Annotated in this window: 12 protein-coding genes; 5 read left to right on the top strand and 7 right to left on the bottom strand. The window is 63.4% G+C overall.

What is annotated here, in order from left to right; translation table 11 throughout:
• Positions 1-48: 48 nt before the first annotated feature.
• From GJT30_08365 to GJT30_08345, 5 genes are all read right to left on the bottom strand, one after another.
• A complete protein-coding gene (locus GJT30_08365) occupies positions 49-1,038 on the bottom strand; it encodes a serine/threonine protein kinase (GenBank protein ID MSM39619.1) in 990 nt (329 codons plus the stop codon).
• Between the two features lie 51 nt (positions 1,039-1,089).
• The gene (locus GJT30_08360) at positions 1,090-2,643 is read right to left on the bottom strand and encodes a radical SAM protein (protein MSM39618.1); all 1,554 of its coding nucleotides are present in this window, start codon (positions 2,641-2,643) and stop codon (positions 1,090-1,092) included.
• A gap of 69 nt (positions 2,644-2,712) precedes the next feature.
• Positions 2,713-3,510, bottom strand: a complete 798-nt coding sequence (locus tag GJT30_08355; GenBank protein MSM39617.1) for an ATP-binding cassette domain-containing protein — start codon at positions 3,508-3,510, stop codon at positions 2,713-2,715.
• Positions 3,503-4,414 (bottom strand): ABC transporter permease, encoded by a 912-nt coding sequence (locus GJT30_08350; protein MSM39616.1) that lies wholly within the window; start codon positions 4,412-4,414, stop codon positions 3,503-3,505. The genes GJT30_08355 and GJT30_08350 overlap by 8 nt, the downstream gene beginning before the upstream one ends.
• 48 nt (positions 4,415-4,462) lie before the next feature.
• Positions 4,463-5,479 carry a substrate-binding domain-containing protein gene (locus GJT30_08345; GenBank protein ID MSM39615.1) on the bottom strand — a complete coding sequence of 339 codons (1,017 nt, stop codon included), beginning with the start codon at positions 5,477-5,479 and terminating at the stop codon, positions 4,463-4,465.
• A 278-nt stretch (positions 5,480-5,757) separates the two neighbouring features.
• Here GJT30_08345 and GJT30_08340 point away from each other — a divergent pair, with 278 nt between their 5' ends.
• From GJT30_08340 to GJT30_08325, 4 genes are all read left to right on the top strand, one after another.
• Positions 5,758-7,956: a S8 family serine peptidase gene (locus GJT30_08340; protein MSM39614.1), complete on the top strand. Its 2,199-nt coding sequence runs from the start codon at positions 5,758-5,760 to the stop codon at positions 7,954-7,956.
• Positions 7,957-8,074: 118 nt separating this feature from the next.
• The gene (gene glgC, locus GJT30_08335) at positions 8,075-9,316 is read left to right on the top strand and encodes a glucose-1-phosphate adenylyltransferase (GenBank protein MSM39613.1); all 1,242 of its coding nucleotides are present in this window, start codon (positions 8,075-8,077) and stop codon (positions 9,314-9,316) included.
• Positions 9,317-9,504: 188 nt separating this feature from the next.
• The gene (locus tag GJT30_08330) at positions 9,505-10,425 is read left to right on the top strand and encodes an MBL fold metallo-hydrolase (GenBank protein ID MSM39612.1); all 921 of its coding nucleotides are present in this window, start codon (positions 9,505-9,507) and stop codon (positions 10,423-10,425) included.
• A 151-nt stretch (positions 10,426-10,576) separates the two neighbouring features.
• Complete coding sequence (locus GJT30_08325; GenBank protein ID MSM39611.1) at positions 10,577-13,429, top strand: PAS domain S-box protein; 2,853 nt, start codon at positions 10,577-10,579, stop codon at positions 13,427-13,429.
• A gap of 21 nt (positions 13,430-13,450) precedes the next feature.
• Here the strand turns inward: GJT30_08325 and GJT30_08320 are convergent, their stop codons facing one another.
• A complete protein-coding gene (locus GJT30_08320; GenBank protein ID MSM39610.1) occupies positions 13,451-14,701 on the bottom strand; it encodes an MFS transporter in 1,251 nt (416 codons plus the stop codon).
• 172 nt (positions 14,702-14,873) lie between these two features.
• On the opposite strand from GJT30_08320, the gene GJT30_08315 reads away from it, so the two are divergent.
• Positions 14,874-15,362: a PaaI family thioesterase gene (locus GJT30_08315; GenBank protein ID MSM39609.1), complete on the top strand. Its 489-nt coding sequence runs from the start codon at positions 14,874-14,876 to the stop codon at positions 15,360-15,362.
• A gap of 62 nt (positions 15,363-15,424) precedes the next feature.
• On the opposite strand, the gene GJT30_08310 is transcribed toward GJT30_08315, so the two are convergent.
• Positions 15,425-16,954, bottom strand: coding sequence for a dioxygenase (locus GJT30_08310; GenBank protein MSM39608.1), 1,530 nt, complete (start codon positions 16,952-16,954; stop codon positions 15,425-15,427).
• Positions 16,955-16,958: the final 4 nt, after the last annotated feature.

The following is a 16,958-nucleotide window of genomic DNA, read 5'->3' as shown; positions in this document are numbered from 1 at the left end:
TGTACCATACCGCAGGGGAAAATCCTTCTCTGTATACCGTGGCCCCGGTCAGTATCGTATCTCCAGCGCCGGCTCGGCCAGCGCTGCCAGCTGCTCCCGCAGCTGCAGGATATGCTCTCCCCAGTAGCGGGTGGTGTTGAACCAGGGGAAGGTGCGGGGGAACGCGGGGTCCTCCCACCTGCGGGCCAGCCAGGCGCTGTAATGGAGCATGCGCAGGGTGCGCAGGACCTCCACCAGCCTGAGCTCGCGCGGATCGAAGTCGTAGAACTCGCCGTAGCCCTCGATCAACTCGGCCAGCTGGGCGATCTGCCGCGGCCGGTCACCTGAGAGCATCATCCAGAGGTCCTGCACCGCCGGGGCCATGCGCGCATCGTCGAAATCGACGAAATGCGGGGCATCGTCGCGCCAGAGAATGTTGCCGCTGTGGCAGTCGCCATGGGTTCGCAGGTAACGGACCGGACCGGCCTCGGCCATGATCGCATCGATGGTCTCCAACAGCTGGGCCGTGACGGCGTCGTAGCTCGGCCGGTACTCGTCGGGGATAAACTTCGCGGCAATGAGGGCCACGCTGGCATGCCCGAAGTTCCGGCTGTCCAGGGTCGGCCGATGGACGAAAGGGCGCACCGCGCCGATCCCGTGGATGCGGCCGAGCATCCTGCCCAGGATCAGCAGGTTGTCCAGGTTGTCGAACTCCGGCGCATGCCCCCCCTGGCGGGGATAGAGGGCAAAGCGGAACGGCTCGCAGGTAAAGAGGGTGTCGCCGCGGCCATTGCACCACGGCGCCACCACCGGCAGCTCGTGCTCGGCCAGTTCCAGGCTGAATCGGTGCTCTTCCAGGATCTGCTCGTCGCTCCAGCGGCCGGGGCGGTAAAACTTGGCGATGAGCGGCTGCCCCTCCTCGACCCCCACCTGGTAGACCCGGTTCTCGTAGCTGTTCAGGGCAAAGGTGCGGCAGTCGCAGTGAAAGCCCTGGGATTCGACGGCGTCCATGATGAAGCTCGGGGTAAGAGTCTGGAATGGATGGGTATTTTCGGTCATACGGTTTGTCCCCAATGGCGGCAGATCAGCCTTTGGTCACCATACCACCAATCACGTCAGGAACCAAGGAGAAGCGCATCCAGCCGGGCCGGTAAAAAAGGGGGCAAGGTTCGAGGTGAAGAACGGGGGGTCGCGACGCAAAATCGCGGCAACGGCGGGATCGCGCTTGAATTCCCGCTCCAGGAAACGGCGCACCTCCTTGCGGTCCCAGCCGCCGGGGTGGCGAAACCCGGTATAGAGGGAGAGATCCCCCTGGTAAAAGGGCTCGGTGGCATGGATGCCCGCCTCATCGCCACAAACCGGCATGTTGAACAGGGCGAGGTTCAGAAAACCGATCGCGTCCCGGTTCCGGACCACGAACGCCAGGGTCTGCCGCGCCTCCGGCTCGGTCTCGGCCGGAGTCCCGAACAAGAGATAGAGATAGACGCCGATCCCCGCCTGGCGCAGATTCGTCAGCACCTGCTCCGCCAGCTCCAGGTCGATCCCCTTCTCCAGCCGGTCCAGTACCCCCTGGTCTCCCGACTCCAGCCCGAGCTTGAGCATCACGCATCCAGAGCTCTGCAGCGCCCGGCAGAAACCCGGATCTGCCAGCTCCCGGCCGAAACGGGCAAACCCGTACCAGGGGACCCCTGGCGGCCGGTCGGCAAGCCCCGTAAGCAGCGACGGGCTAACGGCATTGTCCAGGAGATGAAGCAGGACCGGCCTGTTCCGGGCCACGAGTTCGCCGATCTCATCCAGGGCTCGGCCGGTCGGAACCGGATGGTAGCCGTTCCCTTCGGCACGCTCCGGGCAGAAGGAGCAGCGGTTCCAGTAACAGCCGCTGGCAGCGCTGTAGGGGAGGATGAGCCCCGGCGCCAGATAGTCGGCGAGCGGAAGCTGGCCGTACTCCGGCAGGGCATGAACCGCCGCGTCAGCCCCGTTGCCGCAGATCTCCAGAAGCGGGAGTTCCCCCGGACCTGCCACCAGGTCGTCCACCAGTCCGGTAAAGGGGTTGCGCCAGCCGGGGCGTCTCTGCCACGAGGTGATCAGGCCGCCGCCGAGGACGATCCGGAGCCGGGGGAACCGCTCCCTGAGGAAGCCGACCAGGGCAAAGGTACAGAGCGCCTGGCTCAGGTAGTTGAGGGAGATCCCCACCACGCCGGCATGGGCCGCGGCCGGGTCGGCAAGGACCTCCTCCAGGCGTCGGCTGAAATAGGGGGAAAAGGGGTTATCCCGGTGCCGGTCGGCCGCCCGCAGGAGATCTGCGCTCCTGATGGGGGAAAGACCGCTATCCTGGTAGTCGGCAAGGCCGGGGACGACCCCGGTCTCCCTGCCGGAAGCGGCAAGGAGGCGGTTTATCTCCCGGACCGCCCGGTCGTAGCGGTCGGGCGACTGGAAGGTCCGGCTGTCGCGCAGTGCAACCAGGTTGCGGCCAGCGTTTTTCGCTGCCCGCCGGGTCCAGGTGTCGGCGGCTGCAGGTGCTTCTCCCAGGAGCCAGAGCATCCCCTCCAGATTGGCATCCAGCAGGCGACAGGGGACATGATGGCTCTGCAGGGCACCTGCCAGCCGGGCAATGCCGGCCGGCGGCTCACAGGGCTTGGCAACGGGTGGGTGAATGAGCAGCATGGAGGGAATTATGCGGCAGCCGGCAGATTCCGGCAAGGAGAATCAGCCCGGCCACCATGCCTGGCCGGCTCACTCTTGGGCGAGCAGGGTCCGGTCGTTTTCGAATGAGGTATGGCGGATCTGGTGGAAGCGGTCGATGAGCTTTTCCACGGTGAGCGACCGCTTCTCCTCCCCTTCAGCCTCGTAGATGATCTCCCCCTTGTCCATCATCAGCAGCCGGTTGCCGAACTCGATGGCATGGCTCATGTTGTGGGTGATCATCATGGCGGTGAGCCGGTATTCCCGAATGAACCGGTCGGTCAGGTCGAGGACGATCTGGGCGTTCTTGGGGTCGAGCGCCGCGGTGTGCTCGTCCAGCAGGATCAGGTCCGGCCGGGAAAGGACCATCATCAGCAGGGTCAGCGCCTGCCTTTGCCCGCCGGAAAACATGGCCAGGTTTTCCTTCATCCGGTCTTCCAGCCCCATCTTCAGGTGAACGAGCTCGGAGCGGAAATAGTCCCGCATCCTGTGGTTCAGGCTCCGCTTCAGCCACTTGAACCCCTTTTTGTAGGTGATCATCATGTTGTCTTCCAGGCTCATGTTGGATGCCGTGCCGAGCAGCGGGTTCTGGAAGATCCTGCCGATATAGCGGGCCCGTTGGTATTCCGGGTCGCGGGTCACATCCCGGTCGTTCACCCGGATCGAGCCGCGCGACGGGGTGTGGGTGCCGGCGATCAGGTTGAAGAGGGTGGACTTGCCGGCGCCGTTGCTGCCGATGACGGTAATGAAATCCCCTTCGCTGACCTTCAGGTCGATGTTGTTGATCGCCTGGTTTTCGTTGACCGTCCCCTGGTTGAAGACCATGGAGATGTTTCTGAGCTCAATCATGTTTCACCACGGACCTGAAGGCGGCCTTTTTCAGTTTTTTGCTCTGGGTTGCCACCAGCAGCAGGATGATCAGGAGACCTTTGATCAGGTTCAGGTCGTTGGGGGTCATCTTGACGAGGTAGCCGTAGTAGCGCCCCAGGTACATCACGGCATAGAAGCAGATTGAGCCGAGGATGGCGCAGAGGGTGAGGACACTGATCCGGTTGCTCTTCAAGATCAGGAATTCACCGATCATGACCGAGGCCAGGCCGGAGATGATGATCCCCTGCCCCAGTCCCACGTCGGCAAAGCCGAGGTACTGGGCGGCAAAGGCGCCGGACACGGCAACCAGCCCGTTGGAAAGGCCAAGGCCGATAGATTTCAGGGTCTTGGGATTGACCCCCTGGGAGATCACCATCTGCTCGTTGTTTCCCATGGCACCGATGGTCAGGCCCAGGTCGGTGCGGAAGAAGAGGTCGAGCAGCACCTTGATGACCAGGGTGACGCCGAGAAAAAAGACCAGCAGCACATACTCTTCCGGGACGATATCGGCAAGGAGGCCGGAGACCTTGGTCAGGATGGTCTCCTGGTTGAGCAGCGGCACATTGGCGCGGTTGCCGAGAATCCGGATATTGACCGAATAGAGCATGGTCATGGTGAGGATGCCGGCCAGCAGGTTCGGCACCTTGAGATGGTTGTGGATCAGCGAGGTGACTACCCCGGCCGCCACCCCGCCGGCAAAGGCGATCAGCAGCGCCAGCCAGAGATTCATCCCCATCAGGATGCACTGGGCCATCAGGGCCGCTCCCAGCGGGAACGAACCGTCAACCGTCAGATCAGGGAAATCCAGCACCCGGAAGGTGATGAAAACCCCCAAGACCATGATTCCGTAAATCAGCCCTTCGACGAATATTCCTTCGATCATGTACCGTTCCATCTGCCAGGGCGGTACGGCACCCCCTGACGTATCGGGTTATTTGCTCGTCAGCTTGCCGTTCTGCACGACCTTGTTGGCGTTCTTGACGATATCCTTCGGGATGGTCAGCCCCAGCTTCCTGGCCACATCCAGGTTGACAAGAAGATCGATATCCGAGGTGCTGGTCATGAAACGGGTCGGCATCTGCTCCGGCTTCTTCCCCTTGAGGATCTCGGCGATCATCCTGCCGGTGACCCGCCCCATCTTGTAGTAGTCGAAGCCCCAGGCTGCCAGCACCGGATGCCCTGCTGCAGAAGTCGGGTCGGCCGACATGATCGGCACCCTGCTCTTCATGGCCACGTCGGCCACGGCGCTCATGGCCGAGACCACTGTGTTGTCGGTGCTGATATAGAGGGCATCCACGCGGCGAATGATCGCCTGGACCGCCTGCTTCACCTCGGAAGACTTGGAGACCGTGGTCTCGACGTACTCGATCCCCAGCTCCTTGCACGCCTGCTTGACGATACCGGCCAGCACCACCGCATTCTCCTCGGAACTGGTGTAGATATGGCCGAGCCGCTTGATCTTCTTGATCCTGAGGAGCAGCTCGATCTGCTGCTTCACCGGGGTCATGTCGGAGACGCCGGTGACGTTGCGCCCCCCCTTTTTGAGCGACCGCACCAGTCCGGCCTTGACCGGGTCGGTCACCGCGGAAAAGACCACCGGGGTCGTCTTCAGGGTATTCACCAGCGACTGCGCCGTGGGGGTGGCAATGCCGACCGCCAGGGTGACCTTTTCCGACTGGAACTTGTTGGCGATGGATGCGGCGGTATTGGCATCGCCATTGGCATTCTGCAGATCGTACTGGGCGTTGATCCGCAGGGCGGCAAGCTCGTCCTGGATACCCTTTTCCACGCCGTCGAGAGCAGGATGGGAAACGATCTTGGATATGCCGATGAGGACCTTTTTCGGAGGCTCGGCAGCAAAAGCCATTGAGGCCAAAAGCAGCGGAACCGCGAGCAGAACCATTACCAGACACGTTTTGTTGCGCACCAGACACCTCCTGAACCGCATGGGTTATCCCGCTGCCATCGGCGAACGGGGATAGATTCTTTACCGGAACGGGAGGATATCACCGCATGGGAGCTGTCGTCAATCGGTTAGTGACCGTTTCGACACGCAGCGCCCGGCTACGGCAATTGGTAATACCTCGGGATATCTTGCTTATAGCCAATCCGACCCCGAATGTCAAAACGTCGAACCTGCCGGCTACGACCGTACCGGGCAGGCGCTGCGGAAGCCGGAGCAGGTTACGGCTCCCCTTTTCCCCTCCGATCTGCTAAACTTCCCTCATGTATCCGACCCCTTTCAGCTCCGGCATCCGCAGCCTCCTTCCCTCTCTGCTGATACCGGCAGTGCTTCTGGGCGGCGCGCTTGCCGCCTCGGCAGCAGACCTGTCTGCTGCGATCAGCCTGCAGCGGCACCTTGCCAGCGGCAGGCTCCCCGCAAGCGTGAAACAGCAGCTCGACAGCGACGGCCGTTGCGCCGTGCTGGTACTGATGGCCGATGACGATGTCCGCTCCGAAGCGGCCCGGCTCCGCACCTCCCTGAAAACCACCGTCGACACCGACGAGGTCCTGCGTGACAGCGCACGCCTCCTGGGTGAGAAAAAGGGGCGGCTCCTGGCCGGGTTCTCCCCCTTTGACCATGAACTGCTGGCCGATTTCGAGCACTTCTCCGTCCTCTACCTGCAGGTGAACGATACTGCCCTGGCCCGTCTGCTGGAGGACCCCGGCGTGGCAGGGATCAGTGAGAACCGCCGGCACCGCCATTTCCTGACCCAGAGCCTGCCGCTCATCGGCCAGCCGCAGGTGCTGTCCCGCGGCTATGACGGCAACGGCGCGTCCGTGGCTGTCCTCGATACCGGTGTCGATTATACCCTGAGCGCCTTCGGTTCCTGCACCGCGCCCGGTGTCCCCGAAGGCTGCTCGGTGATTTATGCCCAGGACATCGCGCCCGACGACAACAGGCTCGACGACGACGGGCACGGCACCAACGTGGCCGGGATCGTCGCCGGCGTTGCTCCGGACGCCGGGATCATCGCCCTGGATGTATTTCGCCGCGACTATGCCTACGACAGTGACCTGCTGACAGCGCTCAACTGGGTCCTGGCCAACCGGAGCACCTACAACATCGCTGCAGTCAACATGAGCCTGGGAGGTGGCGAGTACAGCGCCCCCTGCGCCAGCGACATCCTTGCCGGCGCCGTTGCCAGCCTCAGGAGCGCCGGAGTCATCTCCGCAATCTCTTCGGGGAACGAGGCCTATACCGGCGCCATCGCCTCGCCGGCCTGCGTTCCGGCCGCCGTATCGGTGGGGGCGGTCTACGATTCGAACCTGGGGAGCCGCAGCTGGTCGAACTGTTCCGACAGCACCACCGCAGCGGACCAGGTCACCTGTTTCACCAACATGGCGGACTTTCTGACCATCGTGGCGCCGGGGTCGGTAATCACGGCAGCGGGAAAGACCTACAGCGGCACGTCCCAGGCAGCCCCCCACGTGGCCGGGGCCGCCGCCGTCATCAAGTCGGCACAGCCGGCACTGAGCGGAGACCAGCTGGCAAGCCGTCTCACCTCCACCGGGACCACGGTCAGCGTCACCCGGCAGACCGCATCCGGACCGGTCACCTATCAGAAACCGCGCCTCAACCTGGACGCAGCCCTCATCCCCAACATCACCACAAGTCCGGCAACCGTGAACTTCGGCGTCGTCGCCGTCAACAGCACCCCACCGACCCAGACCGTCACCCTCGGCAACAACGGCACCAGCGACCTGGTCCTGGGGACCCTCGCCCTGTCGGGCACGGATGCTGCCCTCTTCTCCCTGCAGGCAGATACCTGCACCGCAACGACTCTTGCATCCAGCGCTGCCTGCACGGTCGGCATCCAGCACACGGCATCGGCAGTGGGGGTCAGGAGCGCCCTGCTGACGGTCCCGTCCAACGACCCAGATACGCCACAGCTCTCCATCCCCCTTTCTGCAGAAGACGGCTCCTACTTCACCCTCAGCGTTGCAACCAGCGGCAACGGCACCATCACCAGCTTCCCCGCGGGGATCGACTGCGGCGCCACCTGCAGTGCCCCGTTTTTCCAGGACACGGTCGTCACCCTCACCGCCACCCCCGGCATCGATTCCTATTTCACCGGCTGGAGCGGCGGCTGCAGCGGCACCGGCTCGTGCCAGCCGGTCATCACCGCGCCGCTGTCGGTTGCCGCGACCTTTAGCCTCCTCCCCCCGGCCAGGATCAGCGGCGCCTCCACCGTCTACTACCCGAGCCTGACCGCTGCCTATAGCGCTGCCGCCAGCGGCGACACCATCCAGCTGAAGGCAGCGACCCTCGCGGAAAGCGTGCTCTGCGACCGGGAGATCAGTGTCGTCATCAGAGGGGGATTCGACGGCAGTTACAGCGTCGTGACGGGCTACACCGTCATTGCGGGCAGCCTGACCGTGGCCGCCGGCACGGTTACCCCGGAAAACCTGGTCATCCGGTAGTCATCGCATCTTTTCTCCCTGCAAAGATCGACTTTTGCAGGTATACTGGCTGAAGGTGCCCGTCCGGGCTCCGTTTCCGCACCGTTTCTCATTGTTATCCCCATCCAGGAGGCCTTTCATGTACGTCATGGACAATGTCGGCAGAAACACCATCGCCATGGTTCTGGCAGGAGGGAAGGGGGAGCGGCTCAGCCCGCTTACCGAGCGCCGGGCCAAGCCGAGCGTCGCGTTCGGCGGCAAATACAAGATCATCGATTTCGTCCTCTCCAACCTGTTCAACTCCGGCATCAAGAAGGTCTACATCCTGACCCAGTACCGGGCCTATTCCCTGAACAAGCATATCCGCGAATCATGGGGAAAATGGACCGGCCTGGGGGAGTTCTACGTCGCCATCTCGCCGGAGACGCGCAGCGAGAGCGAGGAGTGGTTCAAGGGGACTGCCGATGCCATCCTGCAGTATCTCCGCTTTGTCGAGTCCTCCGATGCCGACTATGTGGCGATCTTCGGCGGCGACCATATCTACAAGATGGATATCAGCCAGATGATCAACTATCATCGCATGAACCGGGCCGACATCACCATTGCCGCCCTAGAGGTGCAGGTCGAGGATGCCCGGCGGTTCGGCGTCTTCGCCGTGGACGACGATTCCAGGGTGGTCGGCTTTGCGGAAAAACCGGCAGAGCCCGAGACCATTCCGGGGCGGGAAACCTGCTTCGCCTCCATGGGCAACTACATCTTTTCCACCAAGAAGCTGATCGAGGTCCTGCTGGAGGGGAAGAAGCGCCATGAGGACCTGGACTTCGGCAAGCACGTGATCCCGATGATGCTGGAGGCAGGCGACCGGGTCTTTGCCTACAACTTCAACGACAACGTAATCCCCGGCATGAAGGCCGAGGAGCGGGGCTACTGGAAGGACGTAGGGACCATCGACTCCTATTACGAGGCCAACATGGACCTGATCCATGTTTCGCCGCAGCTGAACCTCTACAACTACAAATGGCCGATCCTGACCAACCAGGGTAACTTCCCGCCGGCCAAGACCGTTTTCGACGACGACGACCGGCGGGGCCAGAACATCGACTCCTATGTCTGCGCCGGCTGCATCACCAGCGGCGGCACGGTCAGGCGCTCCATCATCGGCCCCTTGAGCAAGGTCAACAGCTACAGCCTGGTGGAAGACTCCATCCTTTTCGAAAACGTCTCCGTGGGACGGCATGCCAAGATCAGGCGGGCCATCATCGACAAGAACGTGGTCATTCCCGACGGCACGGTCATCGGCTACGACCTGGATGCGGACCGGCGCAAGGGGTACACCGTCACCGAATCCGGCATTGTGGTCGTGCCACGCAAGGACAAATAGTTTTCGCCCGGAAAGGGTTCTTTTCCGCCCTGGCGGCGTCAATCTGCGGGATTCCTTGTGCGGCGTAGCGCTGCTACGCCTCCGCGCAATCCCTTGATTTCATTGCCAGAACGAAAAATCCCTCCTTCCCGATTCGGAAACAAACAGGCCGCTTTCGGCCGGACAAACAGAAGGAGCACCGTAGCACCATGGACCTGAACAGACTTACCTGCATCGATCTCGACCTGCCGGCCCTCGAAGGGTTCCGCCAGTTCATCAGCTCCTGGCTCTACCGGGGCGAAGGCTTCACCCTGCTGGTCGACCCCGGCCCCCTCTCCACCATCCCCCGACTCTGCGCCGAGCTGAAGCGGCAGGGGGTCGAGCGGATCGACGCCGTGCTCCTCACCCATATCCACATCGACCATGCCGGCGGCACCGGGGCACTGCTGGCGGAGTTCCCCATGGCAACGGTCTACTGCCATCCCGACGGCATCCGCCACCTGGTAGCCCCGGAAAAGCTCTGGGAAGGCTCGCGCAAGGTGCTCGGCCCGCTTGCCGAGGCCTACGGCGAGATCGTGCCGGTGCCGGAAGCACGAATCCGCTTCGATGAGGCCATCAATGGCACTCCGGTCCGAGCGTTCCTCACCCCCGGCCATGCCCAGCATCACTGCTCCTACCTGCTTGACGACCTGCTCTTTGCCGGCGAAGTGGCCGGGGTCCGCGGCGAACTCCCCGGCGCCATCTTCATCCGGCCGGCCACGCCACCCCGCTTCATCCTCCAGGTCGCCCTGGATTCCCTGGACCGGATGATCGCCCTCTCCCCCAGGGCAATGGTCTTTGCCCACTACGGCCTGGTGGAGACCGCCCCCGAACATCTGCGGATAGCCCGCAACCAGCTGCTCCTCTGGGTCAGGGGGGTAGCGGAAACCCTGACGAGCGATGCAGCGCACCGCGAGGAGACGCTACGGGAATGGTTGCTTGCGCATGACCCCCATTACCGGAATGTCGGGCTCCTCCCCAGCGACATCCAGGCCAGGGAGCGGTATTTCCTCGGCAATACCCTGCGCGGCATGACGGAATACGTTGAGAGCCTCACGGGCGAAGAACAGCAGGCCCTGACAGAGGACTGATGCGAAATACCGGGCAGCCGGTTCGCTTCCTGTCGCGCCGGCAGCCTGTGCCGGCCCCCCTGATGTCACATCACTATCTGCCCACTCCGGTATCATTTTTCTGATATGCTTATATGCGAGTTTTCACGTTACCCTGACCGGCGAGGTTGTCGTGCCACAGCACAGACCTGCAGAATCCAGTCGTACTCGCATCCCCCCCCTTCTTGCGGCCACGCTCACCCTACTGCTGGGTCTACTGGTCAGCGTCAAGATTGCCAGCCTCGACACGGAACGCCGCATCGCCAACGAACGGAGCCAGGCGGTGATGGAGCTGGCTGCCCTGCGGGCACGCCTCGAAGGCACGGTGCAGGCGACCTTCAGCGCCATAGAGGGGCTGGTCCACGTCATCAGCTACCAGGGCGACATCTCTGACGAACTGTTCAATGCACTGGCGGAACAGAGCATCCGCCGGCACCCGGTGATCCGCAACCTGGCACTGGCGCCCAATGACACGATCAGGCTCGTCTGGCCGGTGGCCGGCAACGAGCGGGTCATCGGCATGCGTTACACCTCTACCCCCGACCAGTACAGGACCGTTCAGCAGGCGAGGGAAAAGGGGATGCCCGTCCTGTCAGGCCCATTCAAGCTGGTCCAGGGGGGAGAAGGCGTCATCCTGAGGGCGCCGATATTCACCGAACATGCTGCCCACTCGGCCAAGGACCGCTACTGGGGGGTCGTCTCCATCGTGGCCCATCTGGACAAGCTGCTCGACGGAGCCGGATTCTCCCGGTCCAAGCACCTGCTCATCGGCTTGCGGGGCAAGGACGGACTGGGAAGCGCCGGCGACTGGATCCTGGGCACCCCAGCCATGTTTGCCGACGATCCGATCACCATGGATGTGGAGATACCCGGCGGCAAATGGCAGCTCGTGGCGGTCCACAAGGGTGGCTGGCCAACGGCAATCGCCGACTCTCCCTATCTCCCCCTCGGCTTAGTCAACAGCCTGCTCCTGGCCATCTTCGTCGGCCTGCTCGTCTACCGGCAGCGAGAGTTGGCGACAAAGAACCACGAACTCTCCCGTGAAATCAACGACCGTATCCGCTCGGAAGAAAACCTGCAGTTCTCGGAACGGAAATACGCCAGTATCTTCAACCTGATGCCGGACATGGTCGGCATCACCCAGATCGACGATGGCCGGTTTATCGAAGTGAACAACGGGTTTGTGGAGTGCACCGGCTGGTCGCGTGAAGAGGTCATCGGCCGCTCGTCCCTGGACTTGGGGCTCTGGGACGCAGAAACGCGGGGGCGTGCCCTGGAAGTGTTGCGAGCTCATGGCCGGGTCGAGAATTTCGACTTCATTTTGACGATCAAGTCCGGGATGAAACGGTATGCCGTGATGTTCCTCATCCCGATCAGGGTCCAGGACAACGACTGCCTCTACTTCATTGCCCGCGACGTCAACGAACTCAAGAAGGCCGAGCAGGCACTCCGCGCGGAGCGTGATTTCTCCACCGGCATCATCGAAGGGACACCTGCCATCATCTGCGGTGTCGCCTCCGACGGCACCACGACCTTCATCAACCCTGCCGGCGAAGCCATCACCGGCTACCGGCGCGAGGAGTTGATCGGCAGGAACTGGTGGGATATTTTCTATCCCGGCGCAGAATACCAGCAGGTCGAGCTGCTGCTGGCCGCCTTTGCAGCCGGGGAAAATGTCCGGGACTACGAGATGCGGCTGACAGCCAAAGACGGCACCGTTCGCACCATCTCCTGGAACTCCATCAACCTGTGCGACGAGCATGGCGCTATCCTGGAGATCGTCGGCTTCGGCAACGACATCACCGACCGCAAGCGGGCCGAGGCGGAACGGCTGGAGCTCGAACGGCGACTGCTCCATACCCAGAAGTTGGAGTCGATCGGGGTGCTGGCCGGCGGCATTGCCCACGACTTCAACAACCTCTTGACCGGCCTCTACGGTTTTCTGGAAATCATCCGGATGAAGAACACCGACCCTGTCATCTCCACCTACCTGGAGCGGGTGTTTTCCGCCTATTCCCGGGCCAAAGACCTGACCCACCGGCTGCTGATCTTTGCCAAGGGGGGGAGCCCCAACCGCAAGCCCTGCCCCGTGGATCTGTTGCTGCGGCAGAGCATCTCCTTCGCCCTGTCAGGCTCCACTGCTTGGTGCGACTACCGGATCGCCGACAACCTCTGGTGGTGCAATATCGACGAGAACCAGATCGGCCAGGTGATCGAAAACCTGGTGATCAATGCCAAGCAGGCCATGCCCGACGGCGGCCAGATCGTGATCATGGCAGAAAATGTGACGCTGCCGAAAGAGGGGCTCCCGGCCCTGCCGCCGGGGCGCTACGTCAAAATAACGCTGCAGGACACCGGCACCGGCATCCCGCCGGATATCCTGCCGCACATCTTCGACCCCTTTTTCACGACCAAGCAGTATGGGAGCGGACTGGGGCTTGCCACCTGCCATTCGATCATGCAGCAGCATGACGGCAGCATAGAAGCGGCATCGACACCGGGAAGCGGCAGCACCTTCACCCTCCTGCTCCCGGCGGTCGATCAGGCGGAATCGCCAGCCCCCGGCGCTTCTAATGTCATGGCGGGCGGCAAAGGCCGCATCATGGTGATGGACGACGAGGAGAGCGTGCGGGAGGTGGAGGAAGAGATGCTGGAGATGCTCGGCTACGGGGTGATCACAGCCACGGATGGAATCGAGGCGCTCCAGATGCTGAAAGTCTGTGCAACCAAGGGCGTGCCCCTTGCAGCGGTTATCCTCGATCTGACCGTGCCGGGAGGTGCCGGCGGTGGTGCCATCATCGACGAGCTTCGCTCTCTCTACCCCGATATCACGGTGATTGCCGCCAGTGGCTATGCCGCAGATCCGATCATGGCTCACCCTGGCGATTACGGGTTTACGGACCGCCTCCAGAAGCCGTTCCAGCTCAGAGACCTGGCAGAGATCCTCGGTCGCTATCTGGGAGAGGCTGAAGCGGGGGAGCGGTAGTCCTGCCAGGGAATGAGCGGGTCAGGCCCCTTCGCGATCTGCGCGGGGATGGGGGAGGGTGGCGGCAAAGAGGGCTGCGACAGCGGTGAGCACCCCTGCCAGCAGGTAGGCGTTACCGAAGCTGCCGCTGGTCCTGGCGATCAGGCCGGCGGTTGCCGGGCCGGTGGACTGGCCCAGGGCGAAGAAGAGCGTCACCGTGGCAAAGGCAGTGGCAGCGCGGGAGAGGCCGAGGTAGTCGCCGATCGCCGCCGCCATGATGGCCGGAATGGCAAAGACTGCCAACCCGTAGAGCACGATGGAGAGCAGCAGGGGTGCATTCCCCAGCTTCAGCCCGGCAAGGAGGTACGCCGCGGACTGCACCAGGAAGACCAGCGCCAGTCCCCACTTCCGGCCGATTCGGTCGGAAAGGGCGCCAAACCCCACCCCGGAAAAGAGGCTGAAAAACCCGACCCACGACCAGTAGAGCCCTGCCTTTGCCTCGGGGAAACCGTATTCCTTGACCATGGTCGTGACGATGAAGGTCCCGTAAACCATGAAGGTTGCGCCGAACACCAGGTAGAGCATCCCCAGGCTGAGCAGGATGACGCCGTCCCCCCGCTTCTCGCGGTCCACAAACTGCCCGCTGACCGGCTGCACCGGCTTGCCCATCGGCTCCAGCCCGAGCTCGCCGGGGTTGTTCCGCAGGAAGAGCGCCGCCACTCCGGCAACCGCCAGGCAGAGCAGGCCGAGTACCAGCCAGCCGTAGCGCCAGCCATCCGCCCCATAGACGCGGTTCAGGAAGGGGACGAGAAACCCGGCCAGGATGATGCCGACACCGTTGCCGCCGATGATCAGCCCCGCAGCCCTCCCCCGCCTCTCGCTCCGGAACCAGTAGGTCACCAGCGCCATCATCGGGATATTTGCAAAGCCGCTGCCGAACCCGACCAGCGCATAAAGGCAGAATGCGGTCGCAAAGCCCGTGCTGGCGCTGATCCCGAGCATGCAGAGACTGAGGAGTGTGAGTCCGGCAGCGATGGTCGCCCTCGGCTTGAGGCGGCGCATGACCGGCGGGGCCAGCACCACCGATACCAGGTAGCCGATGAAGTTGCCGGTGCCGATGAAGCCCATCCGGTCGTAGGAGAGATCGAGTCCCGTCTGCATGGTCGGGATCAGCATGGCATAGGCGTAGCGGGCAAGACCGAAGCAGGAAAAGAGCACCAGCGACCCGATGGCGACGATGACCCAGCCATAGTGGATGCGTTTCAGGGGGGATATGGGTGCTTGGCCGACCATGGCGGCATGATGTGGGATTGGCGGCTGCGAGTCAAGGAAAACCATTGCAGGAAGCAGCGTTCGCCCCGTTCCCCGCCCACCGCACAGACCCCCTTTATTCTCCCGCGGGAGTCTGTTATGGTAACACCTTCCGTTCCCGAGCCGGGAACGATATCCCCGAAGGAGAAGATCCGTGACACACGCATCTGCAGAAGAAATCACCGCCACTTCATGCCCGCCGGTCGACCTGGGCGGAGAACCGAGCTGGGTCCCCTTTGACGCGCCGTCGCTGGTCGGCGAATCGCTCCGCTTCGTTTCCGGCGAGCCGGACGGCAACCGTTTCCGCGCCCGCTACTATCGCGACGCCGAACAGCATCTCCATGCCCGCATCTGGTTCGGCCCGGAGACCGAAGGCCCTCCGGGCAGCGCCCATGGCGGCGCAGTGGCAGCCGTGATGGATGAGGCACTGGGGCTGGCGGCATGGGCCGCAGGCTATCCCATCGTGGTCGGCAACCTGAACGTCAGCTTCCGCAACCTGCTCCCCTTGCAGAAGGTGGTGACGGTCGAGAGCAGGGTCGTCTCCGCAGAAGGGCGCAAGGTCATGGTGCACGGCCGCATCTTCTGCAACGACACGGTCTATGCGGAAGGGGAGTGCCTCTGCATCACCATCAGGAAACCCTGATGCCCGCGGGCAATGCCGGCGGCTGCGCTGCTGCCGGCATTGCCCGCAGGCACCACACCGGATCATCCCACCCCGACCCACCAGCCATGATAGCTGAACGGCACGTGGTGCCGAAGCATCACCCGCGCCACCGGCCCGTCCGCCAGCCGTTCCCCATCCAGCACCGCCAGGAAGCTCCTCCTTGTCCGGCTGTCGTAGACCTCGGTCAGCACCCAGCCGCTCCCTTCATCCGCCACGCCTGGCCGCGGGACAAAGACCGGCTCGGTGCAGAAGCAGCCAGCGCCGAAATCATGGCGTAAGCGCTTCCCCGTCTGCAGGTCGTGCCGCTCCACGGCCGACCAGAAAAACTCCCCCTGGTTCGCCGCACAGAGGTAGACGAACCGGTACGGCCGGCAGCGCAGCCGCTCGTCCATGCGCGGCCACTCGAAATTCCCCTCTGCCAGCGTTTCCGCGCTCACCCGCCCGGCACCGGGATCAATCCGGTAACGGCGGAGCAGGCCGGGGGTCCGGAACACCCCCTTCCCACCGGTCATGACCGAATGGACGACCGCCGTCGGCCCCACCAGGTGGTCGGGGTTGGCATAGCCGACGAAATCGGCGATCAACTCTCCCCGCTGCTCGAAGGCATTGACCGAATGCCACATGAACTCCGCCCCGGTCGCGAGCCGGAGCGGTTCCCCGCTCAGATCCCGCGGCAGCACCAGCAACAGGTTCCCTTCTCCGGGATGCCAGCGCAGGGAATCGAGGATACTCCGGATGCCCAGAAGCGGCCCCCAGACCGCCACCTCCAGGGGGTGGAGGCTGAGCATCACGTGGCTGCTGCTGACGAACCAGTCGTGCAGATAGACGTAGCGGGGGAGTTCGACGACCCGGTGCCGGGAAAGCCGACCGTCGGGTGCAAAGCAGGTCAGGTGCAGGGAAACCCGGCGACCATACTGGATGCCGAAGTGGAGCCATTCGCCAGTGGCGGGATCGAGCTTGGCATGGGCCGCAAAGATCACCGGAGTCTCCGGCGGCACGCCGAGCCTCGACTCACCCAGGGTTTCCAGCGTGTCCGGGTCGAGTGCGAACGGCAGGGACGATTCGTCGAAGGCATAGAGCCTCCCCTGCCAGGGGAAGACCGTTACCCCGGCCTGGCTGCGGATGCGGCCCGGCCCCCAGAAGTTGTTCCAGATGCCGCCAGGGGCAAGGGTGCTCCAGGTGGGGAAGAGAAAGCGGCCCGCCGCTGCCTCCTCCCGGAATTTCGGGGTCTGCACGAAGCGGCAGCGAAACCGGACTCCGCCATCATGGAAATGAAAGCGCTGGATCAGCCCGTCGCCGTCCAAAAGACTCCGCTTGCGCAAGCCTCCCCGGTCGAACAGCCCCGGACCGTTGCGGTACAAAACCCCGCGCAGGGCCGCGGGGAGCGTCCCCGTCACCTCGGCGGCATAGTCGTATTCACGCAGGAGCGAGGTTGCCAACCCCAGGTATGGCTGGTCAGGGCCGCCAAAATCGGTGAACTCCGACTTGGGCAGGGGAGGGCTGGCAACACAGCCGGTCATGAGCGCGACCGCAGCAGAGCCGCTGCATGCAAGAAATTCTCTACGGGTCAGCATG

This window comes from Geobacter sp., from assembly GCA_009684525.1.
In the GTDB taxonomy this organism is placed as follows: Bacteria; Desulfobacterota; Desulfuromonadia; order Geobacterales; family DSM-12255; genus Geoanaerobacter.
This window is presented reverse-complemented; position numbering and strand designations above follow the sequence as displayed.

What these genes read in the sequence shown, in the direction of transcription:
- GJT30_08345 (MSM39615.1), bottom strand. Translation starts at nt 5,479, where the DNA reads ATGCGGTTCAGGAGGTGTCTGGTGCGCAACAAAACGTGTCTGGTAATG.
- GJT30_08350 (MSM39616.1), bottom strand. Translation starts at nt 4,414, where the DNA reads ATGATCGAAGGAATATTCGTCGAAGGGCTGATTTACGGAATCATGGTC.
- GJT30_08330 (MSM39612.1), top strand. Translation starts at nt 9,505, where the DNA reads ATGGACCTGAACAGACTTACCTGCATCGATCTCGACCTGCCGGCCCTC.
- GJT30_08365 (MSM39619.1), bottom strand. Translation starts at nt 1,038, where the DNA reads ATGACCGAAAATACCCATCCATTCCAGACTCTTACCCCGAGCTTCATC.
- GJT30_08360 (MSM39618.1), bottom strand. Translation starts at nt 2,643, where the DNA reads ATGCTGCTCATTCACCCACCCGTTGCCAAGCCCTGTGAGCCGCCGGCC.
- GJT30_08340 (MSM39614.1), top strand. Translation starts at nt 5,758, where the DNA reads ATGTATCCGACCCCTTTCAGCTCCGGCATCCGCAGCCTCCTTCCCTCT.
- GJT30_08355 (MSM39617.1), bottom strand. Translation starts at nt 3,510, where the DNA reads ATGATTGAGCTCAGAAACATCTCCATGGTCTTCAACCAGGGGACGGTC.
- GJT30_08320 (MSM39610.1), bottom strand. Translation starts at nt 14,701, where the DNA reads ATGGTCGGCCAAGCACCCATATCCCCCCTGAAACGCATCCACTATGGC.
- glgC (MSM39613.1), top strand. Translation starts at nt 8,075, where the DNA reads ATGTACGTCATGGACAATGTCGGCAGAAACACCATCGCCATGGTTCTG.